The sequence below is a fragment of the Sphingobacterium sp. UBA7038 genome (assembly GCF_002494055.1).
Taxonomy (GTDB): Bacteria; Bacteroidota; Bacteroidia; order Sphingobacteriales; family Sphingobacteriaceae; genus Sphingobacterium; species Sphingobacterium multivorum.
In genome coordinates this window covers 99,890-125,419 of the sequence record NZ_DLAV01000039.1, presented here as the reverse complement: position 1 = coordinate 125,419, position 25,530 = coordinate 99,890, and the positions used below count along the sequence as shown (strand labels likewise).

The window sequence follows — 25,530 nt, the reverse complement described above, 5'->3', positions numbered from 1 at the left end:
AGCCAAATTGATATAGCGATTTGTTCAAAATCTATTCCAAAAAATGAAAATTTATTTTCGTGAAAAATTGATTAAATTTAAGCAACTGATATTCATAAAGGATAAAACATGAAAATATTTGCATTCGCTGGGAGTAATTCTTCCACATCGATTAACAAACAATTGGTCAAATTTGTACTTAAAAGCTTCGAGGGGCACGAAATTAATTTGATCGACCTGAATGACTATAACATGCCTGTTTTTTCTGTAGACTTAGAAAAAAATGGGTTCCCACAGGAAGCGCAGCTTTTCCTAGATCATATAGCCTCGAGTGACATGATCATTTGCTCCCTCGCAGAGAATAATCGCTCCTATAGCGTAGCGTTTAAAAATGTATTCGACTGGGCATCTAGAATAAATGTCAAAGTTTTCCAAGATAAACCCATGTTGCTTATGACAACTTCACCAGGTGGTTATGGTGGTGGAAATGTGATGGCCGAAGCGCAGAAATTCTTTCCGCAGTTTGGCGCTATCATTAAAGAAACATTCTCGCTTCCCAAATTTTACGAAAATTTTGATCAGGATAATGGCGTAATCAGTCCGGAACACCTCAATAGTCTGAGGGAAAAAATAGCGGACTTTAAGGAACAGATTTCTTCCTAGTGATATCCCGCTAAAAATCTATTTGCCTTTTCGTGCATTCTGCATAACTTATGCCGATGTACTGAGTACATACTGCTTTGCATATTATTGACCTTTTGCTTACCTTTTCTTTGTTTTTCAGGCAAAGAAACACCAATAAAACGACAAAGAAATAGCAAAGAAGAAGCGAAAAAACAGCAAAGAAACACCGAAGAAACAGCACCGGAATAGCAGAGAAACACCAAAGAAATTGCGAATAAGCTGCAAGCCGTTACCCTAGCTCCCCAAAGAGCGGCACTATAATATAAAACGGACCCCGTAGGGATAGCAGCTATTAAAGGTTCATAATTAAGGAGGGGTGAATCACCCCTCCTTAAAATTTATTTAAGTAACTCTTCGAGTTTCTCTATCAACTTTACTCCTTTTAAGTTAATTCCAACAATCTTACCTTCTGGAGAGATGAGGTAATTTTGCGGGATAGCCTGAATACCGTACAATTGAGCGGCTTGATTTTGCCAACCATTCAGATCCGACACCTGAGGCCAGGTTAATCCATCTTGTTCAATCGCTTTCAGCCAGTTATCTTTCTTTCCTGGTTTATAGAGTGAAACACCCAGTATTTCAAATTTTGATCCTTTAAATTTTTGATAAGCTTTCACTAGATTAGGATTCTCTGCACGACAGGGACCGCACCATGATGCCCAAAAATCCAGAAGTAGGTATTTACCTTTAAAATCTGAAAGTTTTAGCTCCTTACCTTCGGGAGTTACCTGTGCAAAATCTAAAGCTGGCTGTCCAATTCCTAGTTTTTTTGCTAGTTGAATATCTGCATTCAATTTTTTTCCGATAGCTGTTTGCCTTAATCTCGATGACAAATTGAAAAACAAAGGTTCGGTGGTAACTACATTATCATCGTAGCTGGCAACTTCCTGCAAGGCCAACAAACTGAAGTAATTGTCTGGATTATTGACGATAAAATTTCGCTGCGCCTTCTTACGTTCTGTTTCGATCTTGTCTATTTCTTGCGCAATTTGGTTGAGCGCATTCTCGTCACGATTTTTTTACTGATACAAATCAGCTCTTTTAGACTGCTGAACCATAAGCTTTTTCTCATAGGAGTTTAAATAATCTTGATACTGCTTATAGGCTACCTGCAGTTTACCGCCTTTCACCAAGGAAGACTCGAAAGGACATTGAACAGTGATTTGCGTATTGGGTTCCATAGGGTCTACGTAAAATGTAAGACGCTCCATCGGGCCACCTTTGCGGTTCCAGAAGGAAGCTCCATCTTTGGAATAAAATAACATGACTTGCGTTGGTTCCATAATTTCCCCCTTATAGATCACATCATTGGATCCAAAATTAATAGAGTCAATTGTCAATTTTCTGTCCACGATGTAGCGAACAAATGCTTTAGATTTTGCGGGAAATTGTTTTCCCTTTATTGTTAATTGAAAACGCTGACCTTGAGCCGATACTGTCCCAAGACAACTTAAAACCAAGAATATGGATGTAGCTATTTTTTTCATATTGACTATTACAGTGCTTTAGCACGTGCCACAAGAGCATCGGCCAGTTTAATAATTTTTGAAGTTTCCAGTTCCGCCAATCCACGCGCAGCTTCTGCAGCTTGAACAGCTTCTTTCTTTTTTTTCAATGCGATACAAATATCGGCCAATGTTCCTTGATTGGAATAACTTGAGGGATTCAATTCGACTGCCTGTTTGGCCAGCACATAGCATTGTTTTAGGATAACTGGATTTGCAATATTTCCTTTTGCATTGGCATTGCGGCGGGCAATAAAGCTCAATCTCTCGTCCTCATTTTTGAGCAGGCCTTTTCTTAAGACATTCGTGAGGGTAACAAACTCCTTATGGGTACCATGTGCAGCGGTCCATTCTACTTTATACAGTGCAGCTTCTATTTTTTGTTCTTGATCTTTTAGGCCTTCAAAATAGGCTAGGCCAGCATTAAACTCATCTACTTTATGATCTCTAATATAGCCATACATGGCATAACGTAGCAGCTGTGCCTCTTTTTTCGCAAAATCCGCCGGCACTGCTATGCTTTTAAAATAAGATTTGTTCGACTCAAAAAATTTTCCGTAACGATCATCCAGGCTTTGTGCCATCATTTTTATGGTTTCCCATCCGTTTGGGCTCCTCAAAAATTTATCGGTAGCCACGCTGTCCAATGCCTTTTTCGCTGCATTTGCTGCTTGACTATCGGTTTGCTCCATCACTTTAATATAGCGGATTAGAAAATTAGACTCCCGCATACCCAAATCGTACGATTTACGCAAGTTGGGGATTTGAAAATTGGGATCATTAGCTTGCTCTGCCTGTTTCAGGAACAAATCAGCTTCCATGCGAGACTGGGTTCTATAGATCAATGTCCCCTGCCCATCTAAAAATAAATACGTGGGAAAACTTCTGATTTGGTATAATTTAGCAATGTCTACACCCTCTCCTATCTCGCAGTCAAATTTAGTATTGATAAACCTGCTATTAAAATAACGAGCGACTTCAGGTTGTGAAAACACATTTCCTTCCATCCATTTACAGGGAGCGCACCAGGAGGTAAATCCATCCAGGAAAATCAGTTTATTTTCTTGCTTGGCCAATTCCTTTGCCTGGCCAAAAGTGATCTTCTGAAACTGTATATGTTCTTGTGCGAGCAATAGCATCGACTGTGTAAAAGCCAGTGCTGTCAATAGTATCTTTTTCATATTTTTTTATTAAGAACCTAATCAATTTCCATGTTGATAGAAATTGATTAGGAATGAGTGGTCTACATCTAATTTTTTAGCGTTCGTATTGGGGAATTCCCGGATTCAACGAAAGTACCTTTGGGGGAACCGGAAGTATCATCCGGGCATCCGTGGATTCCATTTCGAAAACTTTCCCTGCCAATGGATGTTGGATTGACTTCTTAAAATTGTCTGCTATAGCGAGTCGTTTCAAATCAATCAGCCTATCGGATGCCATAAAGGGCATTTCACGACGTCTTTCGTCAAGTACCGTCTGTAAAACAATTTTTGGATCCGTTGAGGTTAACGCTTTATTATTCTCTATTCGGCTATTTCTTAATGTATTCAAGAAGCTTAGTGCCTCCGCCGTATTACCCGTCCGAACAGCTGCTTCCGCAGCAATCAAAAACAATTCAGGCGTATTAAATCCTGTGCTAAATTCGACGTAGGGAGCAAAAAGAACCCGTCCTGGAAATTTTACAATAGTAGCACCTAAAGAAGCCTGATCGCGACAGAAAAATAATTCATAACGTTTGTCGGTTGCACCTGCTGGCAAATCTTTGGCGTATGTTTCTATCAGCTCTTTAGAGGCATAAAATTCGGCATTGGGGCTACCTAGGGAACTTGTTCCCAATCGAGACCATACAGCCTCCATATTCGTTCTGGAATCGGGAAATTGAACCGAATTATCTGTTTTAAGACAAACTCGTCCCCAAGTCGTCTTGTCTTTATTGGTATATAAACTATAATCAATGAGCGTTTTATTCACAGCAAGTGCTTGTTTTGCATTCTCAAGGGCCTCTTTGTATTTTCCCTGATAGAGATAAACCCGACTTAGAAAAGAGAAACCGACGGAACGTACTGCTTGAAATCTATTTGACTGCACTGTACTCAAATTTGGCAACGCGTCATTAAGATCGCTAACTACCTGATCATAGATCGCCTGAACAGATACACGTTCGTATTTTTGATTGATATCCTCTTTCAGCACCAAAGGTACCCCTAGATCTTTTGTTGCACTTGCAGGATTATAATGAGCGGCATAGATATTCACTAGACTAAGGTATTCAAATGCACGACCGACCTTAGCCTCAGCCCAAACCCTTTTCTTTTCGGCTTCCGATCCCTCTGTTGCTGCCAATACATTGTTAATAACAACATTGTAAGTGAATATGTGGCTATAAGCCGATTCCCAGTATGGATCATACTGGCCATCTTCAAATATCGCACCGTGAGCAAAGCTATAGAGTTGTTTTTTTACATAGTCATAATAGTCATAGCTTGCTGCCGATTGTACATCCTGAGGATCTCCGGACTGTAAATTATCTACTAAATAGTTCGGATAAACAGCGGAAGCCCTTACTAAAGATTGATCGTTTAGAAGCAATTTGTAATCATTCAGATTCTCTGGAATTGTAAAACCTTTTGGTTTAATATCCAAGTATTTGTTACAGCTATTCAATGTCAATAAACCGAATAGCAATCCTATATATATTTTTCTCATGATATTTTCTTATTAAAATCCTACAGATACACCTAAATTGTAAATTATTGGTGCTTGTATCCCTCTACTTGGACTCGTTACCGTACTATACCCAGCCCAAACCTCGGGATCAAGATTATCCTTGTTAGCGACCCAACGCCATGCATTCAATACCTGTCCTGTTAGACGCACATAAGAAAGTTTTGTCGGTGCAATCCATTGTGCAGGAAGGTTGTAGGATAATGAAATATCGCGCAATTTAATATAGTCAGCCTTCTGAACAAATTTATGTGCAGCATTGAAAATATCGGAAATATTGCCTGAAGCAGCAGAAACAAATGCGGGAGCAATATCAGGGTTACTTTCATCACCTGGGTTCTTCCAATAGTTCAACCATAATTTGTCGAAGTTATTATTGTAGTTAAGCTCCGCGTATTTACTCAAGAACTCTGGATGAACTCCCCGCATCACATGGCCACCATTGAAAATAAACATAAAGGAAAGCGTCAAATCTTTATACTTAAATCCATTTCTGAAAGAAACAGTGTAGGGAGGTACTGTCGTACCTTCATAGATTAAATCATCGACAGTCAATTTTTGCGTGGTCTCGACCAGACTACCATCAGCCTTTCGTGCCAAAGGTCGTCCCTTATCATTTAATCCCGCATAATCTATGCTATATAAACTACCCATTGGGATTCCAACCCGATTTTGGGGAGCATAATAGTAATAGTATGGGGTATTCTGTTCAACATATAGATTGGTAATCTTATTTTTGTTGTAACTAAAATTCACTGTGCTGTTCCAGCTGAAGTTTTCACGTTGAATCATCTTACCATTCAGCCCCAACTCGATCCCGCTATTCTGCATATCAGCATAATTAAGCAACACCATATCCCATCCCAAAGTTGGATCCAACGGCGTATTCCCCAATAAATCAGAAGTTTTCTTATTGTAGATATCAAGAGTAGCTGTAAGTCTATCTTTAAATAGTGAGAAATCAAAACCAACATTGAATACTTTTGTTCGCTCCCATCGCAACAATGGATTAGGCGGAGAATCAATGTAGGCTTGCATTTCACCGTTAAAGTAGTTCAGATTGTTATTCACCCTCGAAATCAAATATGGTCCATTATCCTTTGGGACATTTCCATTTACACCATAAGTCGCACGTACCGACCAACGATCTAATGGTTCCCAATCAATTCTTGGCAGATGATATAAAGCGCCTATGGACCAAAGAGGTTTGTATTGATTTTTGATATTTGTTCCAAACAAATTAGATTGATCCATCCGGATGCTTCCACTCAAAGTCAACTTACGATCATAGGTATAAGATCCATTGGCATAGAAGGAAACAAATCTATCGACTAGATCCTTAAATCCAGTCTCTTTTTTCGAAATAGTATAGCTATTAAAAAGCGCCTGTGTGTTTTGGATCTGAATACCAAAAAGCTCTTCATTAATTCCTTTGTAGACTAGGCTATTTTCATCGTAACCATACTTGTAAATATTCGTATATCGGTTATTGATCTGTCTACGTTCAGCACCGGCGATTGCGACAATTTCATGTTTTCCCTGAATATTATTTTGATAATTAAATTGGCCACGTAAGGTATAGCTATTGACATCATTACGTTGTTCAGCAAATTGTCCCCCTTGCGGAATATTGCGTTTGATTGCCCCGTCCTTTCCGATTTGGGTAGCGTCATTCACCATACCTACAACCGATTGGGCATTTTTCCTATTCAATGTGCCATTATACCCTTCGGTCCGTTCACTTTGATAGGACATATCGAAGTCCAGTCCTTTGATAATCTTAAAATTTGCAGCAAAATTTAAGTTAAGGTATTTATTATAGAACTTTTCGTGAATCGCGGCAACATGATTTAAAGGAATATAGGTCTCATCTTCCAGTCCCAGCGCATTCAAGCGATCAATCTCAAACTGAGATTTTGAACTATACCATTGCGCTGGAGAACCATCCTCATTTTCAAGCAGATAATAGGATGCTTTGCCTCCCATATAGTTATCGTAGAAATTGAAGCCAATATCACCCTCTCTATTTTGGTTTTTCCCTAATACATTTGCGCGTAAACTAAACCAGTCGGTAAACTTAAAATTATTTTTCAGACTAAATCCCAGCTCCTTGTTTGTCGCCCGTCCCTTATTGTAATCTCCCGGCTGCGTATAATTGAGGGAATAATGGTATGTATAACGATCGGATCCTCCCGAAATAGCGAGATTATGCTGCTGATCGAATCGGGTCGTATTCAGAAATTTATCCATTTGACTAAAGCGATCACGATTTCGATATACATCCAGCCGCTTTTCCATCTCTTCTTCCGAAATTACTCCACCTTTGCGATCGTACAAAATTCGATAAACGTCGTTCATCGCTTTTCTCGGGTCAATAACTGCATAATCTCCCGAACGGTAATTAAACATTTCCTTTTGAAAGTTGACCAGTTCAGCGCTACTCATCTGATTGAGGTAGCTACGGCTTGGAAGTCCTCTAAAAGAAAGCGTATTGCTATAATCAATCTTTGTTTTGCCTGCGGAGCCTATTTTTGTCGCAATAACAATAACACCGTTAGAGGAACGCACGCCATAAATGGAGGCTGCCGAAGCATCTTTCAAAACGGTTATGGAAGCAATATCATTGGGATTAATAGCTGTTAAGTCACCTTCAAAAGGCATACCGTCAACAACGATTAGCGGAGCAGCCTGTGCGTTGATGGTGGAGCGTCCACGAACCTCGATACCCAGGTTATTTTTCGAATTCTGTGGACTTGAAGTATTTCGCACCAAATTTAGCCCGGGCAACAATCCATCGATCCGGTCCAATAAATTAGGTTGAAGCCGTCCTTCCATGTCTTTGGCTGTCACCTGAGCAATTGAGCCTGCTGCTCTTTCTTTGCTTATTTTTTGGTATCCTGTATTGACCGTAATGTTCACTTCCTGCAATTGCTCATCCAAGGCTCTTAAGGTAATCGTACCCAAATCGGACTTAGCTGCAATCGTAAGTGGAGCAAATCCGACCATGGTAATGTCCAAAAAGCTATTTAAACTAACGCCATTAATTTCAAAATGACCATGCTGATCTGTAACGGTTCCTTTTGGAACACCTTTTACACGAATCGTTGCACCTTGAAGTGGTCTGTTGTTATAATCGACAATAAAACCTTTTACCGTCATTAACTGATTAGTGATCGATCGTTGAGTCTGTTGAGATTTTTCGTGTACGACAATAATCTTCCCCTTGATCTCAAAATCGAGATCCAAATCGTCCAATAACTTCCCAAGAGCATTTCCCAACGATTCTTTTTTAACGGTTAAGTTAACCTTTGTATCTGGATCAATAGTTGTGGCCGCCCATACATAAGAATAGCCAGTCTGCTTATTGATCTCTGAAAAAACCTTTCTCAACGACACTGATTTCTCCTGTATCGATACGTCCTGTCCATACGTTTTAGCTCCAACATGAAGCAGACAACAAGACATTAGTATGGTTGTAAGCGATATGCGCATAATGTTTCCCCTCCATTGCGGCCTACCCCAAATATCTGGGCGATCGCTGTTTTTCATTTGTTGCGTTTGATCGTGTAGGGCACGACCAAGTTGTGCATAATTTTTATACATTTGTTTTAGGTTAAGAATTAAAATTCTGTTACAGTTAGAATTACTTGATCTGAAGCCCTAAATGTTGCAAGCGTTTAGGGTTTCGTCTTTTCATTTAGGTTGTTTTTTCTACATAAATGGTCTTTCCTTTAAATTTAAACTTAATTTTCCCGGTACTCTCCAGTACGTTGATGATATCTTTCAGACTGCTGTTACGAGACAACATCGCTTCAAATTTTTCCGATTTTATTTGGTTATCGAGATAGACGACATCTACATTATACCAAGACGCTAACTCATCCATAATACCCCCTAAAGTCTCCGAATTGAACACGAAATATCCGTCTTTCAATGCATTGCGCGCGTCAAGATCAATTATTCGTCGTTCAATTTGACCGAGTTTGATATACGATTCTTCCCCTGGCAACAGTATAATCTGCCTGTCGCCCTGTCGAACCCTAACTTTACCTTCGTATAATGTCGTTTTAAAGTCTTCTATATTCTTGGTTGATTTCACATAAAAATGTGTCCCCAATACGGAGATATTGATCTTCCCTGCTTGTACCACGAAAGGTTTCAGTTTTGGAACCTCACCTTCCCATGGTAAATATTTTTTGGCAACTTCAAAATAAGCCTCCCCCACCAAACGAACCTCCCGCATACTATCTACTTCATAATAATCCAACTGCGTTTTGGCATTCATCCATACTTTGGTTCCATCAGGTAATAGCATGGTCATTTTCCCACCCTTGGGTGTCGCAGCGAATAAATTATTCACTCGTGCCGCTTTATTTTTAACGGGTGATACAAACGATAATAAAGTATCTCCTGGAGCCATCGAAATTGAATTTCCATTTCCTAGACGTACTACCCCTGTCATTTGAGCGGGTTGAATATCTTTATCCGGAGTCTCCTGATAGACCGTATCCGAAAGATTATGTATAAAAAACAACACGAGTAATCCAATCAACGCCGCGGCGATACCATAGGACAACATACGTTTATAAAAAGGTTAAGTGTATGAGGTATTGAGGTAATCTTGTTCAAAGAGGGCAAATGATTCCTCCCAATCATAACGGGCTATCCCGTCTAAATCCGCTTGCATTTGATCTTTGTTGTCAATCAGATCACATAGCCCCTTATTTGCATCAGTTTCGGACCCCATAAGTCCAACTTTAATTTTTCGTCATCGCGCAATCCTTCCAGCTTGGATTTGCTCAGTAAATAAATGATATGTTGGGGTATTTGCTCCATATTGCTCTATATACTTAAAACAATATTTTGATTTCGTTTCTCTAAAGAGGTGGTAGATATTTTCACAAAAACCTATGTATCAGAAGTATAAATTTTCTAATAATAGAGTAAAAGCAAAAGTAGGCAAAAAAACCGGTCAGGCTTGAGTCTTAATCTCAAAAGTTCAATTCCCCTTTTCTTTTGATTGTAAATCGTACTAGTGGTTAGTCCTAAGGAGATCGCTGCTTCCTGTGGGCTTAAATCTTCAACAATCAACTTACGCATCACTTGCTTACATTGCTCAGGCAGGGTATCAATGGCATCATGGATCGTTCGAAGCGTCTCCAAATAGATCATTTGATGGCTGATCGGTAAATCGACCAGATCGACCTGTGACGTATAAAAATTGGTTTTTTGTTGAATTCTATTTTCTTGTTGGATCCTGTTTAAAGCGGCGTTTCTACAACTTGTGTAGAGAAAACCTCGGATTGATTCAACATGATCAAAATCTATCCGGCGCTCCCAAAGCTTTAAGAATACATCCTGCACGATTTCTTCGATGGTAACTTTATCAAGATTCATCTTTTCTAAAAAATAGCACATTGGACTATAGAAAGTTTTGTACAGAAACTGTAAACCATCCCTTCTGCCCTCCCGAAAAGATTTTAAAAAATCTTGCTTGCTAAATTCTTGGTTTACCTTGTTTTTCACAATTCAATATTACTTAAATTTTAAATAAATATGAAAATTTCATTTATTGTGATCAACAGTCCCGCGCTGGCAAGCAATAGAAAACGGACAGGCCAAACCGGTTGACACAATACTATTCCATTCGGCAGCGATAGCGTAAAAGCGAAGCAAGATCGATGTATTTAGATTATAATTTCTACACGATCAATTCTGGTGATACAGACTCTTCATAGTAGGCTTCATTCCATTTTGCCAATTGGCACATAATAGGTATTAAAGCCTTGCCCTTTTCTGTCAAAGAGTACTCTACGCGTGGTGGGAGCTCCTTGTACTCTTCTCTCAAAATAACGCCATCCTCTTCCAATTCTTTTAATGAACTGGTCAAAACCTTTCGAGAAATATGTTCGATGAGCGCATCCAATTGACCAAATCGGGCTTTTCGATCGCGCAAAGTATAGATAATCACAGGCTTCCACCGGGTACCTAAAATTGCCATGGAACGCTGCATGGCACAGGAACAACTTTTAAATTCAGTCCTTTTCATTTGAATATATTCAAAATAGTTACGCGAAGGTAACTAGTTTATACTAATAATAGTTACAAATATATACTATTTAAAATATATTTGTGAAGATTCACGATTTAAAACGAGAAAAATGAGCATACAAACACTTTTTAATCCATTTGAGTACAAAAATCTAACACTCAAAAACCGCTTTGTAATGGCACCAATGACGAGAGCATTTTCGACGGATGGAATTCCCGACAGCGCTGTAGCGGGATATTACGAGCGTCGTGCCGCGGGAGATGTCGGTTTAATTTTGACGGAAGGTACCGTTATCGAACGACCTTCATCAAAGAATTTAAAGGATATCCCAAACTTTTACGGTGACCAAGCACTGGCCGGCTGGAAAAATATCGTGGATGCAGTGCACGAAAAAGGCGGAAAAATAGCCCCTCAACTATGGCATGTTGGTTATACTCCTATGCAATGGACTCCGCCCGCTGCGTTTGAAAGCCCAGATACAATGACATTAGCGGATATAGAGGCCACGATACAAGCTTACGCTGATGCTGCTAAATCTGCAAAAGACCTCGGTTTTGATGCTTTTGAAATCCATGGCGCCCATGGCTATCTGATCGACCAATTTTTCTGGGAAGGAATGAACCACAGAACAGACGAATTTGGCGGAAAAACAATTAAGGAGCGCTCTAAATTTGCGGTTGAGGTAGTCAAAGCAATGCGAAAAGCGGTTGGACCTGATTTTGTAATCATTCTACGTCTATCACAATGGAAGCAGCAAGACTACACAGCCAAGCTTGCTCCCACCCCCGCAGCGATGGAAGACTGGATCCTACCATTGACAGATGCCGGTGTCGACATTTTTCATGGAAGCCAACGTCGTTATTGGGAGCCGGAATTTGAAGGTAGCGACTTAAATTTCGCTGGATGGCTCAAAAAAATTTCAGGACAACCCACAATCACGGTTGGATCCGTAGGTCTTGACAAAGATTTTGGCGATGTATTTACAAATTCGGAGTTCAAGTCCTCTCCCGCTTCACTGGATGAACTGGTTCGTCGTTACGAACGTGGCGATTTTGACCTTGTAGCTGTAGGCAGGGCGATCTTGCAAGATCCGAATTGGGTGAAAAAAGTGCAAGCCGAAAAATACAACGAATTATCGACTTTTGAAGCGAAGAGTTTGGCGAGCTTATCTTAGTAAGCTCGAGCGATTAGGTGGATTAAAATTACGTTATTTAATATTTACGTTATTTAATATTTACGTTATTCAATAGTATAAACAGGGGCAAAAATTCACTTTCGAAGCAATTTTTGCCCTGTTTTGTAACGATAATTCAGTACCTTGTCTCCGCAAATGGATACAGACACTTGATTAAATGAAAATCACCGCAACCAAAATATATGTCATCAGCGGATTGGGTGTAGATCAACGTGTATTCAGCAAAATAGACTTTGGCTCGCTTGATCTAACCTATCTAGATTGGATTACACCAAGCCCCAATGAACCACTGTCTATTTATGCAAAAAGAATATCGACTAAAATTACTGCAAAGAACCCCATCCTCGTTGGGCTTTCCTTTGGAGGAATGCTTGCAATAGAAATTGCCAAGATTATCGAAACAAAACAAATTATCCTGCTTGCTTCAGCCAAAGGACGGCATGAATTACCCAAACTGTATCGCTTAGCAGGCAGACTCAAAATCAACAAACTGGTTCCTAGTCCGTTACTAAAGTTCCATTGTTTTCTATCAGATTACTTTTTTGGCATACGTAACAAAGAAGATTCCCGCTTGCTAAAACAGATTTTATACGATACAGACCCCATCTTTATGAACTGGGCAATACATCAAATTCTGCAATGGAAAAACAATTCGGTTCCGGACAATTTAATTCATATACATGGTAGTAGAGATCATATTATCCCCATCAAAAATGTAAAGCCCAACTTTATCATTAGGGGTGCGGGACATTTTATGACAGTCACCCATGCCCAGGAGGTTGAAAAGCTCTTGCAAGAAATCTGCTTGTAAATCACCTCCTTTTAATCACCGAGACCAATCCCAACTTTTCTAGTCGCTCAGAAAATTAAATCCAAGCGGATTCGTATCGACATGAAACACACGATATGCTGAGCAGTGTAAAAAAGTATTATTTGAAGAAAAGGACAAACAATAATTGAGAATAGAAGGTTCTTCTATGAGAGCGCGGTCTCTTTACGTAACTAAAAAATCGCTGTTTATTGCTTAATGGGACCAGTCCAAAGTAATATAGTAAGGTTAAATTATAACAAGAATATGCGAACACGGCTCATATTAAGTTTTTTATTCTGTCACATCTTTTTTCTCACTATGCTGGCACAAGTTAATGATACTACAGCCCCGAAATTGGAGGTCGCAGCAGCTTTAGGCCCGTACCGTCCGATCGGTGTTAGCGCTAGCTCCAACAATCGATTATTTGTTTCCTTCCCAAAACAAGCTAAAAATTATCAGTATGCACTTACTGAAATCATCAATGGAAAACCTGTTCCTTATCCAAATGAAGAATGGAATTTAGAAGGAAAAGAGAATTCCCACTTTGTAAATGTTCAGGATATATTTGTAGATACCGAGGACAATCTCTGGGTATTGGATTCTAAACCATCTGCTGCTGGATCAATTTTTGGCAAAGATGAAAAATCAAATCAAGGCCAGTTTAAATTATTAAAAATCAATACAAATACAAATCAAATTGAACATATTTATCGTTTCGACGACCTTGATAAAACCAAATCAGGTCTAAATGATATGCGTATTGATCACAAGCGAAATTTAGCCTATCTCTCCGATCCCGGCCAAGCGGCCATCATTATTTTAGACCTTAAAACTGGACTGACTAGAAAGGCTTTAACTGGAAGCCGTTTTACGCTGGCTGATCCTGATGTATTATTAAGCTATAATGGTATTGAAATGCGTAGTGAAAATGGAAAGCCTTTTTCTTCCAACGTGAATGGCATAGCATTGAGTCACGACTTTAAATATTTATATTTCAAAGCCATCAATCAGACCCATTTGTACTGTATTGCAACAGAATTTTTAGCCGACGCAGGGCTGACGGATCAAGAATTGGAGGCAAAAGTGGAAGACAAAGGAGAAGTCGGAATCACGCATGGCTTACTAGCAGACATTGATGGAAATATTTATCTCACATCGTCAATAGATTATAGTATTAAATATTTAAATCCTGAGGGAAATGTGAATACCCTGGTAAGGGACTCCCGAATACTATGGCCCGATTCTATGGGTATCAGCGGAGATGGATACCTCTATTTCTCTTGTGCACAGCTCTTTAAAGACCCGCAATGGAATAAGGGAGCTGATAAGGTAGAGTTGCCATATTATGTCTTTAAGGTCAAATTACCGAAATTTTGAAAAAAATGTTACAACAAGTGAAATTCTTAAGCATAAAACTCGCGCTGACACATCTACTTTTCACCTAGCTATTATTCTATGCGCAGCCTTCACAAAATTCCCTTCGAATAGTTCCCCTTTATATTTGTCCATCTTTTCTACCCACAAGAAAAGGAACTGAAATTCAGATTCATAAAAACAATAAAATCGAAGTAAAAGCACAAATCACTAAGACATGCCTCCAACTATAAAAAAACAACAGCCTGTTAGATGAAGTATAAAATTTTTAGCAAAAACTTTTTTATACTAATATTTTTAGTATATTTGAATATCAGTTTTAGACAATGCTTTTATGGAACACAGCGCAGCATATGACAATAAGGATTTACACGTAGGTGACATCGTTCGCTTTCATACCCCCCATCCCGATGAGGATCCAAATACGATTTTCATTGTACTATGGTCATACTACGATCCGGCTGGAAAATCATCACGGGCTGAAGTGGTTAAATTTGACCAACGTTCCAAACAAACACCTGTCATTCAGAAGTGGTTTATACGAGATTTAGAAAGAGTCCCCGAAGTAAGTCCAGAATTGCTGAAACAAATTGAGTTATTTATGAAAAGTAAACTTGGCAATGCTATTATCAGTAAGCTAGTCATCTAACAAATTTTAGATCTTCAAATTCGACGTAAAATATGGAAAATAAATTCAAAGAGAAGCGAGGGATGGTGTCAGGTCCGATCTGGTCTGACTGGCGAGAACAACTCCGGGAAAGTGAATTAATCGGCTTACATCAGAGACTCGAGAATCTAGAAAGAGAAATACTCCTTGATTGGCTACAATGGCATGATCCAAAAGGAAACTATACCGATCGTAAATGTATTGAAAATGGCGTGCAGCAGCTTTCCAAATTAAAGGCTGTCGCGTATATCCATAAAGAAATCCTGCGCATCCACATGAAAAGAAGATACAATGCCTTTTCGAATACACACGCACAACTCATCTTTAACAACTAAAATTTCAGATTATGGAGTCTTTTATTAAACAGATCATAGCGCATCAGCTTCCAAAAATTCTAGCTATGGAATCGCATCGCACAGATTGGCGTTATCAGCTCATGAACTTAAAAGATAAGACACTATTCGATAGATTAATGCTGATGAAAAGACAAGAATTACTTGCTTGGCTACAATGGCACGATAATGCTGGGACTTACGCTGATCACGACTGCATCCGGAGAGGTATTCCCTTATTTACGAAAACTCAAGCATTGACCAATGCTTATCAGCGGATTATGCGTGAACATGAAGGCTGGGACGGCTATATGGGAAATGAATATATCCGTGGCAGTGTACTTTAAAAAAAGACACCTTTTAAGCAGGAAATATTTTGTTCGCAGTGATATACGAGGCTAATGTCTTTAGATTAGGAAGTGCCGCTCCTATTGTATTATTAAAATAAGTATAGACTTCTTTTCCCGCTGCAATCCATTCGTTAATATAGGTACTGTATTCCAACAATAGGCTGTCCGAATAGCTTCCCTTATAGTCACCATTTGGGCCATGAAAGCGCATATAGATTATCTTTGCATCCGCATATTGAAGACGCATACCTTGCATATCCTTATCATGAATAACCAGATGCATTTCATAGGATTTTAAAAGTTCGAAAGTTTCTTCTCTATACCAGGAAAGGTCCCTAAATTCTACACATACCTGCCATTTTTCACTTCTCTTATCCTGGGCAATACAATCCAGCAGTTCAACAAGCATTCCAATAGAAGCAAATTTAAAAGATGGTGGTAACTGTATGAGCAAGCACCCTTTCTTTTGGCCGATAGCGTCAATAACAGATAGAAATCTAGCGACATCCTGTGGATCAAACTTAAGTTCTTTTTGATGCGTAATTCCCTTCCATAGTTTAAAGGTGAAACGAAAATCATCGGTCGTCTCTTCGGACCATCTTCTGACTGTTTCTTCTCTGGGAATTTTATAAAAAGAACTGTTTACTTCCAATGAGTTAAATAGTAAACTGTATACAGCCAATCGACTTTTATCCTGTAACTCCTCAGGATAATAACTTTTATTCTTGTAAGGTAAAAGGATACCGCTCGTTCCAGTAAAATATGATTTTTCCATACCCTTATAACAATCGAGCAGCATGCAATGGTTCATTTTTTCTTTCATAGACGAATTATCCTTTGTATTGGTCTGCAATTGAATTGCATATAAAAAACAATTTATCTAAGTTTGAGAAACAAGTAGTACAGCAACAGCTATTTTTAAGCAACTTGTTTTCTAGTTTATTAGTGGATAATTAATCAAGCACACTATATCAATGCAAAAAAAATCGTACCTCATTTGTTTCATTATTGGCGCCATTTTGGGCAGTTGTACCGGAAATAAAAGCAACAATACCAATACAACTTTAAGTTCCCAGTCCGAACATGCTGATGAAAATCCGACATTTACCTTTGACAATATTAAACAGCACTATACGCGGGGTGAGGATCTGATATTAAAGATGTATAGCAAAAACACATCCAAAATAGACTCTGTTATTTACGCTATAAACGATAAAAAGATTGGCCAGGTCGTCGGAAATGAGCCCTTCAATTATTCATTAAAACAGGAGAAATTTGGTAAGCAAATTATTAAAGCTGTCGTATTTAGTAATGGAAAGCGAGAAGAAAATTCGGTCAACATCGATCTATTCGCCTCTAACCCTCCGCTTTTGCTAAGTTATAGCATTGTGAATATTTATCCACATGATGCCAAAGCTTTCACACAAGGACTGGAGTTTTACGGTGATAATTTGATCGAAAGTACTGGGAATGGGGTTGGTCCAAGTGGAAATAAGGGGAAATCGAGTATCCGTATTGTTAATCCTAAAACGGGTCAGCCCATCAAAAAAAATGAATTGGATGATTCAATTTTTGGCGAAGGTGCTACCGTCCTAAATGGAAAATTATATCAATTAACCTATAAAAACAATCTAGCCTACCTCTACGATATAAACAGTCTTTCTGTTATTAAGACACTTCCTTACTTTCAGCCAATGGAAGGTTGGGGCTTAACTTCTGACGGTAAAAACTTATTCATGTCGAATGGTTCTGATTATATCTATACACTTAATCCAAATGATTTCTCAAAAGTGGATTATATCCGTGCAGCAACGAACACGGCCATCGTGGATCAAATCAATGAAATGGAATGGGTAAAAGGGAAAATCTATGCAAATTTCTTTATGGAGGATGTCATTGGACGAATAGACCCTAAAACAGGTACAGTGGAGGCTTTAGTCGATCTATCCAAATTACGTGAGCATGTAACACAGCATGTGGATTTAGATGTATTAAATGGTATCGCTTACAATAAAAGATCAAACACCTTCTTTGTTACCGGTAAAAACTGGGATAAAATGTTCGAGATAAAGCTAACAGAATAGCTTTATCTCCATCAAAAAAAACAACATGCTGTTCCGGAAAGAACCAAATCGCACTATTTTTGACTTTATGGTAATTCTTTCATTTTGTTAAAGCCCTCAGTTACCATCGGTATAATTTGTGGTGCAAATAACTGTGGTATAATCGTCCTTGTCCCCGTATCCTTATTGGCAATCCATTGCGCATATTTATTTGCTAAAAATTCCAATCGCTGTGCTGAAGATAATCCCGGTAAGGTATAATAGATACTTTTTTCGCCTTCTTTACCTTCCATCTGCACATACCGCCCTTTAGTTACTTTCAGGTGACTGCGGTGTTCAAAATCACGTAGGAAAAGCTCATCCTTGTCTGCATTATCCCATTTCGGGTCACGCGGGCAACAAACCGATCCGTAACTGTCTCTTCGATAAATTGTAAGCATGCCTTTAGCTGAAATTGGTTTAACAAAATCTAATCTAGGGTTATCAAGACCAGAAAGCCGGAGACTGTCGACTTTAACCATACCGTCCTCTCTTTTTATGGAATAATAAAAATTGGTTGTCGCAGGTTCTATACACATCCCATTTTTCGAAGCTTCTTCGGCGACTTCACCATAAAACTTCCAATCGGGAACAATCAGTACAAAATGTTGAAGATCGGGATAGAATTCATTGGATTTTTTTAGTAACTCCACTGGAATTTTAGTACTCAAAAAGAAAACGTAAGTGGAATCCGGAACGATCTGCAAAGGAAGATCTACTAAATAATTGCCATCTTTCTGCGTTACAAAATCATTGTCGATCATTACAACCCGACCATAGTATTCACGATACCAATCGGGTTTCACAGTATCAGCTAATGAATACGGGGGTATTGACTGATGCGCTGCTATTTTGCTCTTACAGGACAATGCCATCATAGGTAAAATGATAAGCAAATACCACATATTTTTTCGTATTAACATGGTTATAAAATTAAAATATATTTCAACTACTTTCCTGTTTGACTATCTACTTTTATTCCAGCTTGATTCATGAAGGCTATTTGATGTCCTAAACACGACTCAGCTAAGGCTTCAATTTTCTCTTTTTCATCAGTAATCTCCCGCAACAGACTTTTCCGAGTCCCTTTTTTCTGTTCATCAATATATTTAATTAATAAAATACCATATCCATCAACGATCTCTGTCATGTAACCAACTGAAGCGATGTGAAAACTTTCGGCAGTTTTACTGTATTTCAGTTGAGAGGCTTCGCATTTTAATCCTTTGATGTAACTACTCAAAGCGCGTGCCTCATTCAATTTCATGTGATAGGAATAGTCTGATTTATCGACATCATATTCCCCTTCTAGCAATTTTCCATAGCTCTCATCCATTTTTTCTCGACAGCTATGAAAGAGCTTAGCCATTTTCTCATTGTACCCCAAATCCAAATTACCCCTACAGGAACACATGGTAAATAGCATAAAGATTAAAGCTAGCATTCTCATTTCTTAATTTTTTTTACAAATAACAGTTTTTTAAACCAGCCTATCCGTCTCGTTTAATATTCGTGGTCGTTGTTTTAAGATTCGTTATTTTCCGTACAACCTGCTCGCTAAAAAGCAATACGCTTATCCTTACTTTGCACAAACTATTTATTTCTTTGAGAGATGAAAAGCCTACTCTTCTAAACAGGGAATCCATAAAAATCACCTTATACTGCATTATTGTAAAAAAGGTCCTTCGAAACCTACTATATTAGCCATTTAATTAATCATTTTTTAAAAAATCAGAAAAAAAAGCTATATTTATTTAAGAATCACACATCATTTAAGGCAAAATTCTTTGTTTCTTAAAAAAAATTACGGAACTTAGAGACTATAAACCACCGAAATATGAATAACAGACCTTTAAACGGAATGACTGACGAAGAGCTTCAAACCAACAAAAAAAATGCGCTGGTAATTACATGGATGCTCACCACCATGCTCTTTATTCTATTAGGCATGGGGATCTATACTTCAATTAACAAAGGATTCAGCGCACTAATGGCGATTCCCTTCGCCTTATCTCCTATTGTTATTCTCAATTTTAAAAGAATAAAAGAAATCAATGAAGAACTCAAAATAAGAGGAGCTCAATAAACCCATCATGAAACACCTCGCATTATTCATATTCTTTCTTTTCATCTCGGATATTGTATTTGGCCAAGAGATAAGTAAATCAACGACACAGACGATCACCCAATCGGGTATTGGGCTGGGTTCTGTCATTGCCGTTGTCACCTCATGGGATCGCAACAAATCCATACTATGGGCTTTAATTCATGGGATACTCGGTTGGTTATACGTCATCTATTATGCATTCACCCGCAACGAGTAACGATTTTTAACTATAATTCTCACCAGAAGAGCCAAGCCGATCATTAGCAGAATGTCTTTTCTTACATAACACAGCGATCAATTCCTTTTCTATATCTCATCCGCAATCAAACACATGAGTTCCTCACCTATTTCCAATACAGATTTTGTCGTTGAAGAAGTCAACGAATCCAGCATTACCTTAATTTCTGAATTAGTAGACCTGACTTTTAATATTGTCCAAGGAGGTGCCTCTGTAGGCTTTATGGAAGATCTAACAGTTGAGCAGGCAAAAAGATTTTGGACTGAAGTACTGAACAAGGTCAAGCAGCAAAAAACAATATTGATTATTGCAAAAGATGCTTCTACGCATCGAATCGCAGGAACCGTTCAACTCCAAATCGACCTCCCCTCAAATCAAATACATCGTGCAGATGTAGCCAAAATGTTAGTCCATACTGACTTTCGAAGAATGGGCATTGCACAAAATTTACTTCAACACATTGAAAATATAGCTATTGATCTAAATAAGACACTATTGGTACTAGATACTGTAACCGATAGCCCGGCTTATATTATGTATCAAAAATGTGGCTGGACGAAAGTCGGCGATATCCCAAATTATGCGCTCTTCCCGAATGGAACATTGTGTAGCACGACATATTTCTACAAAAACTTAATTCTGCCAATAAAATAAAAGCCCCCAAATCGATTAATATTCATTTGGAGGCTTCTCTTAATTATTTGGGAGCTTCACATATGAATCTCCATATACTTATAGATCCTATTTATTTTTGTACCATATCGGTCCCGGTTTTTCGCCCATTTCTAACACCAATGTCGCTCCGGACATAATTTGTTCGTGTGTGATATAACTTGTTTCAAGAGGCTTACCATCAATCGTAATGGCTTGGATATAAATATTGGCTTTACTGACATGGTTAGCTTTCACGGTAAATTTCTTTCCATTGGACAACTTCAATTCAGCTTTTTCAAATAAAGGTGTACCGATTTCGTATTTTCCACTTATGGGATCTACAGGATAAAATCCCAATGCGCTGAATACATACCAAGCCGACATCTGCCCGCAGTCATCATTTCCACTTAATCCCGAAGGTGTATTCAAGTAAAGTTTGTTCATTACCTCGGCTGCATATTGCTGCGTTTTCCAAGGCTGTCCAACCGCATTAAATAAATAGAGTGCATGATGGCTCGGCTCGTTACCATGTGCATACTGCCCAATCATTCCTGTACTAAAAATTGGCAGCTTGCTGGTGTCGGAAGGATGAAATGTAAACATGCTATCTAGCTTCTGTCCAAAGCGCTCTTGCCCACCAACAAGTTTAATCAATCCAGGAATATCATGTTGTACAGACCAAAAATATTGCCATGCATTACTTTCACAGATATGTGCACTATATTCCTCCGCATCAAACGGGGTAATAAATTTACCATGGCTATCTCGAGGTTGCATAAATGAAGTAGCCGGATTATACACATTTTTATAATTTTGAGCTCTCGCAAAAAACGCTCCTGCAATATCTTTCCTTTCCATCTTATCGGCCATCATTGCGATACAATGATCGTCATAGGCATATTCAAGTGTTCGTGATAAGGACCAGTTTTCGGCATTGTATTCATCTTTTACGTCATAGGGCACATAGCCTAATTTTTTATAAAGACCTATACCCCGGTAATTATCAATATTAGCTGTGGCAACACAGGCTTCTAACGCTTTTATTGCATCAAAATCACCAATTCCTTTTAAATATGCATCTACAATGACAGGAATGGCATGATTGCCAATCATCATATCCGTTTCACTCCCATAAATATTCCATACCGGTAGTCGGCCATGCTGTTCATAAAAGGCAATGAAGGACTTAATCATATCATTTACTCGACTAGGGTCTATATAGGTAAATAATGGATGCGAAGCTCTATAGGTGTCCCAAAGTGAGAACGTGCTATAATTGGTCCAACCTTCAGCCTGATGTACCTTCCGGTCCGCCCCCATGTAAGCACCATCAACATCACTGAAAATTGTCGGTGCCAACATCGAATGGTATAGTGTTGTATAGAATTTAACCTGTTCCTCTTTGTCTTTGGTCTCGATTGCTACCCGCCCCAATTCATGGTTCCAATTTTGTTCGGCCTCTTTTAAATAATAATCAAAATCATCATTTGGAACTTCTGCTTTTAAGTTCTTTGAAGCGCCTTCCATACTTACTCCCGAAAGGGCCGTACTTAAAGTCACTTGTTCTCCAGCTGCTGTCTTGAAATCAAAACGTGCTTTGAATGCTGTACCAATACGTTTTGCACTTTTTGCCGTTGTATCAGCACTGGATAATATTGCTGAACTATCGATATGAACGGCCATAAAAGGCTTAGAAAACCGAGTTTCAAAATAAACGCGTTGGCCTCTTGCCCAGCCCTCCGAAAAACGGTAACCACGGATAGTAACAGAATCAACCACTTCGATGTGTGAATCTGTTGTAGCATCCCAATTCATTGCTTTCTTTAAGTCTAAAAATACTGCAGACTCGGCTTTTGGAAACGTATAACGTTGAATACCGCAGCGTGCCGTTGCTGTCAGCTCTACATTTATATCGTAATCAGTAAGTTTTACCTGATAGTATCCGGCGTGAGCCTTTTCGTCTTTATGCGAAAATTTGGAATGTATACCTAAGGGAGCCGGGGCTTCATGATAAGGTAAGGTAACCGGCATATAAGATATGTCGTACAAGTCGCCGGCTCCGGTTCCACTTAAATGTGTATGGCTAAAACCAGCAATCGTACTGTCAGGATAAAAGTATCCGGAAATACGGTCCCAGCCAGGCAGTCCATTATCTGGGCTAAGCTGTACCATTCCAAAAGGTGACTGTGCTCCAGGATATGTATTCCCCATAAAATCCGTTCCGATAAAAGGATTTACATACCCAGCATAAGAAGTCTCATCGGAGTTTTTTAGTGAAGCGCAACCCATTAAGGACAAAAGGCCTGCACAGACCGCGTAATTAATATATTTCATCGTGTAGATCAGTTTTTCAATTTAGTTTGCCTAATTATCTATTTCCAGTAACGATTAGAATATCCTTGCTATTGACCAAAGTCTGATGGTTGATTTTAAATCCATTGAATGGTTTTCCATCGATAAAGATCTTTTTTATATAATCTCCGGCACCCTCTTTTTGACGTCTTATTGTCACTTTGTCGCCATTTGGATAATATTTTTTATCGAGTTGAATGGTCACTTTGTCGAAAACAGGTGTTACAACAGTATAATCTGGTCTACCTGGACAAAAAGGATAGATGCCGATCATGTTCATTAAAGCCCATGTGGACATTGTTCCCGTATCGTCATTTCCCGGTATACCCCCAGGGCTATTCGTAAAATGTTTTTCTAAAATTTCCTTAACCAGCTTTTGGGTACGCCATTCTTCTCCTTTGATTTCCGAAAACACATGTGGATACAGCATATCTGGTTCGTTGGTAACATCAAAATACCCTTTATCAAACGTTGCCTGCAGTCTATCCACAAATTTTTGCTTTCCGCCCATCAACTTCACCAAACCAGGTATATCAAATGGTATGGCAAAGCTATAGTTCCAAGCGTTACCTTCATGGAAACCATGATTTGGTTCAAAATTGGCGCCCATCAATGGGCTAAATGGACTTAAAAACTCGCCGTTAGGAAGAATAGGCCTGAAAGTCCCATACTCCGAAGAATAATAGTGTTTATACCCCTGTGCTCGCTTAGCAAAAAGCTGAGCATCTTTAGTTTTCCCCAATGAGGCGGCCAGTTGGGCTAGGTTCCAATCGGCAACATAATATTCAATGGCATGAGATACCGAATTATCGAATGAATCGCGCAGTGGAACATACCCATACTTCACATAGTCCGCATTGTCTGGTCTAATTTTATTTGTCGAATCCGTAGTCGTAGCCGATTTCAGAAACGCTTTGTAAGCTGTATTAACGTCAAAATCCCGAATGCCTTTCATCCATGCATCAACGATCACTGGAACTGCCGGATCGCCATCCATGGTATAGCTTTCTCGACTATACAACTCCCATTTGGGCATCCAACCGCTTTCCTTATAAATATCGATCATGGAACGTATCATACCCACCTGCTTATCAGGATAAACCAGTGACATTAGAGGCTGAACATTTCGGTACGTATCCCATAGCGAAAACACGGTGTAACGATTGTGATCTGCAACGAGCGTCTTCCGGGTTTCCATTGCCGGATATTCTCCATTTACATCCTGCAAGATATTTGGATGAATCATAGCATGATATAATGCCGTATAGAACACTGTTTTTTGGTCCTCTGTACCACCTTCGACCTGTATCTTTGACAATGCATTATTCCAAAGTGAAGCTGCGTGCTTTTGCGTTTTTTCAAAGCTAAAGTCTGCTTGCTCAGCGTCTAGATTTTTACGCGCATTTTCAACACTCACAAATGATACGGCCAGCTGTACTTCTAAGCTTTCATTTTCTTTGACGTCAAAACTAAAATACGCACCAAGATCATCGCCTGAAAGCTGATCGGTATAGTCCGTAAAAATTTTATATTTTCCGGCATCTTTATTCCAATCGTTTTCCCATTTTTCTCCGGCACGCTGGAATTTCCAATATCCTCTTTTTGACGGTTTTTTATTGACACGCATAACAAAGAAGATGGGATAAACAGCCTGATTGTTCGTGTAACAGAAAGAGCCCAACAATTTAGATCCTTCTATTTCGGTGTCACTTACATAACGAACTGTTGCTCCCGTTTCATTTGTTAACCCTTCGCCTAGATTAAGTAGGATATTTGCCTGTCCTTTTGGAAAAGTAAATTTCGACACACCTACACGGGTTGTCGCTGAAACTTCTGTCTTGATACCGTATTTCTTTAATATATTGCTATAATATCCCGGATGGGCAACCTCTTGTGTATAGGTACTCCCATATTGATGATAATCAACCTCCAATTTCCCCGAAGTTGGCATCAACAACAGACTTCCCATATCTGGACATCCTACCCCACTTAAATTAACATGAGAAAAACCTGTAAAATAACTATTGCTATGTTCATAGGGAGTAGACCACCATCTTGCATCCTTATCAAATGCATTAAGTGATGATCCCATTACATTAAACGGAGAAACATTCATCAAGCCGTTGGGAACCTGAGCACCCGGATTAGTTGTTCCATAATTACTGGTACCAATAAACGGGTTGACATAGTCTGTAGGAAGCTTTTGGGCAGAAACGTTCTCCCAAAGAAATAATCCTAAAAGTAAAAAACGAATAGATTTGATCATATAATCTTGATAGACGACATTGTTAATTGCTTTCATTCAAGCAAACACCATAGGCCGCGCATTTTAGCGTGTACCTACAATACTACAGATAATCGCAAAGATTTACAAATCGTACTTGTCGTTATATCGATGATTTTA

General features: G+C 38.9%; 25 protein-coding genes. 11 read left to right on the top strand and 14 right to left on the bottom strand.

The annotated features are described in order from the left end of the window. Positions 1–108 precede the first annotated feature (108 nt). The gene (locus B3H30_RS22210) at positions 109–642 is read left to right on the top strand and encodes an NADPH-dependent FMN reductase (protein WP_070569402.1); all 534 of its coding nucleotides are present in this window, start codon (positions 109–111) and stop codon (positions 640–642) included. 359 nt (positions 643–1,001) lie between these two features. On the opposite strand, the gene B3H30_RS22205 is transcribed toward B3H30_RS22210, so the two are convergent. The 9 genes from B3H30_RS22205 to B3H30_RS22165 form a co-directional block, all read right to left on the bottom strand. Continuing rightward, positions 1,002–1,556 (bottom strand): peroxiredoxin family protein, encoded by a 555-nt coding sequence (locus tag B3H30_RS22205; protein WP_286710317.1) that lies wholly within the window; start codon positions 1,554–1,556, stop codon positions 1,002–1,004. A 126-nt stretch (positions 1,557–1,682) separates the two neighbouring features. Then, on the bottom strand, positions 1,683–2,150 hold the full coding sequence (locus tag B3H30_RS22200) for a DUF4369 domain-containing protein (RefSeq protein WP_070569396.1): 468 nt from the start codon (positions 2,148–2,150) through the stop codon (positions 1,683–1,685). Positions 2,151–2,158: 8 nt separating this feature from the next. Further along, positions 2,159–3,349, bottom strand: coding sequence for a thioredoxin family protein (locus B3H30_RS22195; protein ID WP_070569393.1), 1,191 nt, complete (start codon positions 3,347–3,349; stop codon positions 2,159–2,161). A gap of 76 nt (positions 3,350–3,425) precedes the next feature. Then, positions 3,426–4,874 (bottom strand): RagB/SusD family nutrient uptake outer membrane protein, encoded by a 1,449-nt coding sequence (locus tag B3H30_RS22190; RefSeq protein ID WP_070569390.1) that lies wholly within the window; start codon positions 4,872–4,874, stop codon positions 3,426–3,428. A 12-nt stretch (positions 4,875–4,886) separates the two neighbouring features. Next, positions 4,887–8,495, bottom strand: coding sequence for a SusC/RagA family TonB-linked outer membrane protein (locus B3H30_RS22185; protein ID WP_286710314.1), 3,609 nt, complete (start codon positions 8,493–8,495; stop codon positions 4,887–4,889). Between the two features lie 94 nt (positions 8,496–8,589). Further along, positions 8,590–9,471, bottom strand: a complete 882-nt coding sequence (locus tag B3H30_RS22180) for a FecR family protein (RefSeq protein ID WP_286710313.1) — start codon at positions 9,469–9,471, stop codon at positions 8,590–8,592. A gap of 15 nt (positions 9,472–9,486) precedes the next feature. Then, positions 9,487–9,639 (bottom strand): hypothetical protein, encoded by a 153-nt coding sequence (locus tag B3H30_RS22175; protein ID WP_175442034.1) that lies wholly within the window; start codon positions 9,637–9,639, stop codon positions 9,487–9,489. A 185-nt stretch (positions 9,640–9,824) separates the two neighbouring features. After that, positions 9,825–10,418 (bottom strand): RNA polymerase sigma factor, encoded by a 594-nt coding sequence (locus B3H30_RS22170; protein WP_286834855.1) that lies wholly within the window; start codon positions 10,416–10,418, stop codon positions 9,825–9,827. 175 nt (positions 10,419–10,593) lie between these two features. Further along, a complete protein-coding gene (locus B3H30_RS22165; protein WP_070569380.1) occupies positions 10,594–10,941 on the bottom strand; it encodes a winged helix-turn-helix transcriptional regulator in 348 nt (115 codons plus the stop codon). A gap of 112 nt (positions 10,942–11,053) precedes the next feature. On the opposite strand from B3H30_RS22165, the gene B3H30_RS22160 reads away from it, so the two are divergent. The 6 genes from B3H30_RS22160 to B3H30_RS22135 all read left to right on the top strand — a co-directional run bounded on the left by B3H30_RS22160 (position 11,054) and on the right by B3H30_RS22135 (position 15,670). Further along, positions 11,054–12,118 (top strand): NADH:flavin oxidoreductase, encoded by a 1,065-nt coding sequence (locus tag B3H30_RS22160; RefSeq protein WP_070569377.1) that lies wholly within the window; start codon positions 11,054–11,056, stop codon positions 12,116–12,118. Positions 12,119–12,296: 178 nt separating this feature from the next. Continuing rightward, the gene (locus B3H30_RS22155) at positions 12,297–12,950 is read left to right on the top strand and encodes an alpha/beta fold hydrolase (protein ID WP_070569374.1); all 654 of its coding nucleotides are present in this window, start codon (positions 12,297–12,299) and stop codon (positions 12,948–12,950) included. Between the two features lie 318 nt (positions 12,951–13,268). Then, complete coding sequence (locus B3H30_RS22150; protein ID WP_236560156.1) at positions 13,269–14,327, top strand: SMP-30/gluconolactonase/LRE family protein; 1,059 nt, start codon at positions 13,269–13,271, stop codon at positions 14,325–14,327. A 331-nt stretch (positions 14,328–14,658) separates the two neighbouring features. Next, positions 14,659–14,973 (top strand): hypothetical protein, encoded by a 315-nt coding sequence (locus tag B3H30_RS22145; RefSeq protein ID WP_070569368.1) that lies wholly within the window; start codon positions 14,659–14,661, stop codon positions 14,971–14,973. Between the two features lie 32 nt (positions 14,974–15,005). After that, on the top strand, positions 15,006–15,326 hold the full coding sequence (locus B3H30_RS22140) for a hypothetical protein (protein WP_070569365.1): 321 nt from the start codon (positions 15,006–15,008) through the stop codon (positions 15,324–15,326). Between the two features lie 11 nt (positions 15,327–15,337). Beyond that, positions 15,338–15,670 carry a hypothetical protein gene (locus tag B3H30_RS22135; RefSeq protein WP_070569361.1) on the top strand — a complete coding sequence of 111 codons (333 nt, stop codon included), beginning with the start codon at positions 15,338–15,340 and terminating at the stop codon, positions 15,668–15,670. 13 nt (positions 15,671–15,683) lie between these two features. On the opposite strand, the gene B3H30_RS22130 is transcribed toward B3H30_RS22135, so the two are convergent. Then, positions 15,684–16,448: a DUF72 domain-containing protein gene (locus B3H30_RS22130; RefSeq protein WP_070569952.1), complete on the bottom strand. Its 765-nt coding sequence runs from the start codon at positions 16,446–16,448 to the stop codon at positions 15,684–15,686. A gap of 199 nt (positions 16,449–16,647) precedes the next feature. On the opposite strand from B3H30_RS22130, the gene B3H30_RS22125 reads away from it, so the two are divergent. Beyond that, positions 16,648–17,757, top strand: coding sequence for a glutaminyl-peptide cyclotransferase (locus tag B3H30_RS22125; RefSeq protein WP_070569358.1), 1,110 nt, complete (start codon positions 16,648–16,650; stop codon positions 17,755–17,757). 65 nt (positions 17,758–17,822) lie between these two features. Here the strand turns inward: B3H30_RS22125 and B3H30_RS22120 are convergent, their stop codons facing one another. After that, positions 17,823–18,698 carry a hypothetical protein gene (locus B3H30_RS22120; protein WP_139145081.1) on the bottom strand — a complete coding sequence of 292 codons (876 nt, stop codon included), beginning with the start codon at positions 18,696–18,698 and terminating at the stop codon, positions 17,823–17,825. A gap of 26 nt (positions 18,699–18,724) precedes the next feature. Next, positions 18,725–19,225, bottom strand: a complete 501-nt coding sequence (locus B3H30_RS22115; protein WP_070569355.1) for a hypothetical protein — start codon at positions 19,223–19,225, stop codon at positions 18,725–18,727. A 387-nt stretch (positions 19,226–19,612) separates the two neighbouring features. Here B3H30_RS22115 and B3H30_RS22110 point away from each other — a divergent pair, with 387 nt between their 5' ends. From B3H30_RS22110 to B3H30_RS22100, 3 genes are all read left to right on the top strand, one after another. Next, positions 19,613–19,861 carry a hypothetical protein gene (locus B3H30_RS22110; RefSeq protein ID WP_046675688.1) on the top strand — a complete coding sequence of 83 codons (249 nt, stop codon included), beginning with the start codon at positions 19,613–19,615 and terminating at the stop codon, positions 19,859–19,861. Between the two features lie 7 nt (positions 19,862–19,868). Beyond that, positions 19,869–20,099, top strand: a complete 231-nt coding sequence (locus B3H30_RS22105) for a hypothetical protein (protein WP_197084131.1) — start codon at positions 19,869–19,871, stop codon at positions 20,097–20,099. Between the two features lie 114 nt (positions 20,100–20,213). Beyond that, positions 20,214–20,774, top strand: a complete 561-nt coding sequence (locus tag B3H30_RS22100) for a GNAT family N-acetyltransferase (protein ID WP_083296089.1) — start codon at positions 20,214–20,216, stop codon at positions 20,772–20,774. Between the two features lie 87 nt (positions 20,775–20,861). Here the strand turns inward: B3H30_RS22100 and B3H30_RS22095 are convergent, their stop codons facing one another. Together B3H30_RS22095 and B3H30_RS22090 are read right to left on the bottom strand one after the other, a co-directional pair. Next, positions 20,862–23,108, bottom strand: coding sequence for a GH92 family glycosyl hydrolase (locus tag B3H30_RS22095; protein ID WP_286710312.1), 2,247 nt, complete (start codon positions 23,106–23,108; stop codon positions 20,862–20,864). Between the two features lie 34 nt (positions 23,109–23,142). Further along, positions 23,143–25,428, bottom strand: coding sequence for a GH92 family glycosyl hydrolase (locus B3H30_RS22090; RefSeq protein WP_201303499.1), 2,286 nt, complete (start codon positions 25,426–25,428; stop codon positions 23,143–23,145). Between the last annotated feature and the right edge of the window lie 102 nt (positions 25,429–25,530).

What these genes read in the sequence shown, in the direction of transcription:
- B3H30_RS22190 (WP_070569390.1), bottom strand. Translation starts at nt 4,874, where the DNA reads ATGAGAAAAATATATATAGGATTGCTATTCGGTTTATTGACATTGAAT.
- B3H30_RS22195 (WP_070569393.1), bottom strand. Translation starts at nt 3,349, where the DNA reads ATGAAAAAGATACTATTGACAGCACTGGCTTTTACACAGTCGATGCTA.
- B3H30_RS22150 (WP_236560156.1), top strand. Translation starts at nt 13,269, where the DNA reads ATGCTGGCACAAGTTAATGATACTACAGCCCCGAAATTGGAGGTCGCA.
- B3H30_RS22185 (WP_286710314.1), bottom strand. Translation starts at nt 8,495, where the DNA reads ATGTATAAAAATTATGCACAACTTGGTCGTGCCCTACACGATCAAACG.
- B3H30_RS22175 (WP_175442034.1), bottom strand. Translation starts at nt 9,639, where the DNA reads ATGGGGTCCGAAACTGATGCAAATAAGGGGCTATGTGATCTGATTGAC.
- B3H30_RS22090 (WP_201303499.1), bottom strand. Translation starts at nt 25,428, where the DNA reads ATGAAAGCAATTAACAATGTCGTCTATCAAGATTATATGATCAAATCT.
- B3H30_RS22145 (WP_070569368.1), top strand. Translation starts at nt 14,659, where the DNA reads ATGGAACACAGCGCAGCATATGACAATAAGGATTTACACGTAGGTGAC.
- B3H30_RS22165 (WP_070569380.1), bottom strand. Translation starts at nt 10,941, where the DNA reads ATGAAAAGGACTGAATTTAAAAGTTGTTCCTGTGCCATGCAGCGTTCC.
- B3H30_RS22130 (WP_070569952.1), bottom strand. Translation starts at nt 16,448, where the DNA reads ATGGAAAAATCATATTTTACTGGAACGAGCGGTATCCTTTTACCTTAC.
- B3H30_RS22200 (WP_070569396.1), bottom strand. Translation starts at nt 2,150, where the DNA reads ATGAAAAAAATAGCTACATCCATATTCTTGGTTTTAAGTTGTCTTGGG.
- B3H30_RS22135 (WP_070569361.1), top strand. Translation starts at nt 15,338, where the DNA reads ATGGAGTCTTTTATTAAACAGATCATAGCGCATCAGCTTCCAAAAATT.
- B3H30_RS22125 (WP_070569358.1), top strand. Translation starts at nt 16,648, where the DNA reads ATGCAAAAAAAATCGTACCTCATTTGTTTCATTATTGGCGCCATTTTG.
- B3H30_RS22115 (WP_070569355.1), bottom strand. Translation starts at nt 19,225, where the DNA reads ATGAGAATGCTAGCTTTAATCTTTATGCTATTTACCATGTGTTCCTGT.
- B3H30_RS22210 (WP_070569402.1), top strand. Translation starts at nt 109, where the DNA reads ATGAAAATATTTGCATTCGCTGGGAGTAATTCTTCCACATCGATTAAC.
- B3H30_RS22105 (WP_197084131.1), top strand. Translation starts at nt 19,869, where the DNA reads ATGAAACACCTCGCATTATTCATATTCTTTCTTTTCATCTCGGATATT.
- B3H30_RS22095 (WP_286710312.1), bottom strand. Translation starts at nt 23,108, where the DNA reads ATGAAATATATTAATTACGCGGTCTGTGCAGGCCTTTTGTCCTTAATG.
- B3H30_RS22155 (WP_070569374.1), top strand. Translation starts at nt 12,297, where the DNA reads ATGAAAATCACCGCAACCAAAATATATGTCATCAGCGGATTGGGTGTA.
- B3H30_RS22160 (WP_070569377.1), top strand. Translation starts at nt 11,054, where the DNA reads ATGAGCATACAAACACTTTTTAATCCATTTGAGTACAAAAATCTAACA.
- B3H30_RS22120 (WP_139145081.1), bottom strand. Translation starts at nt 18,698, where the DNA reads ATGTTAATACGAAAAAATATGTGGTATTTGCTTATCATTTTACCTATG.
- B3H30_RS22100 (WP_083296089.1), top strand. Translation starts at nt 20,214, where the DNA reads ATGAGTTCCTCACCTATTTCCAATACAGATTTTGTCGTTGAAGAAGTC.
- B3H30_RS22140 (WP_070569365.1), top strand. Translation starts at nt 15,006, where the DNA reads ATGGAAAATAAATTCAAAGAGAAGCGAGGGATGGTGTCAGGTCCGATC.
- B3H30_RS22180 (WP_286710313.1), bottom strand. Translation starts at nt 9,471, where the DNA reads ATGTTGTCCTATGGTATCGCCGCGGCGTTGATTGGATTACTCGTGTTG.
- B3H30_RS22110 (WP_046675688.1), top strand. Translation starts at nt 19,613, where the DNA reads ATGAATAACAGACCTTTAAACGGAATGACTGACGAAGAGCTTCAAACC.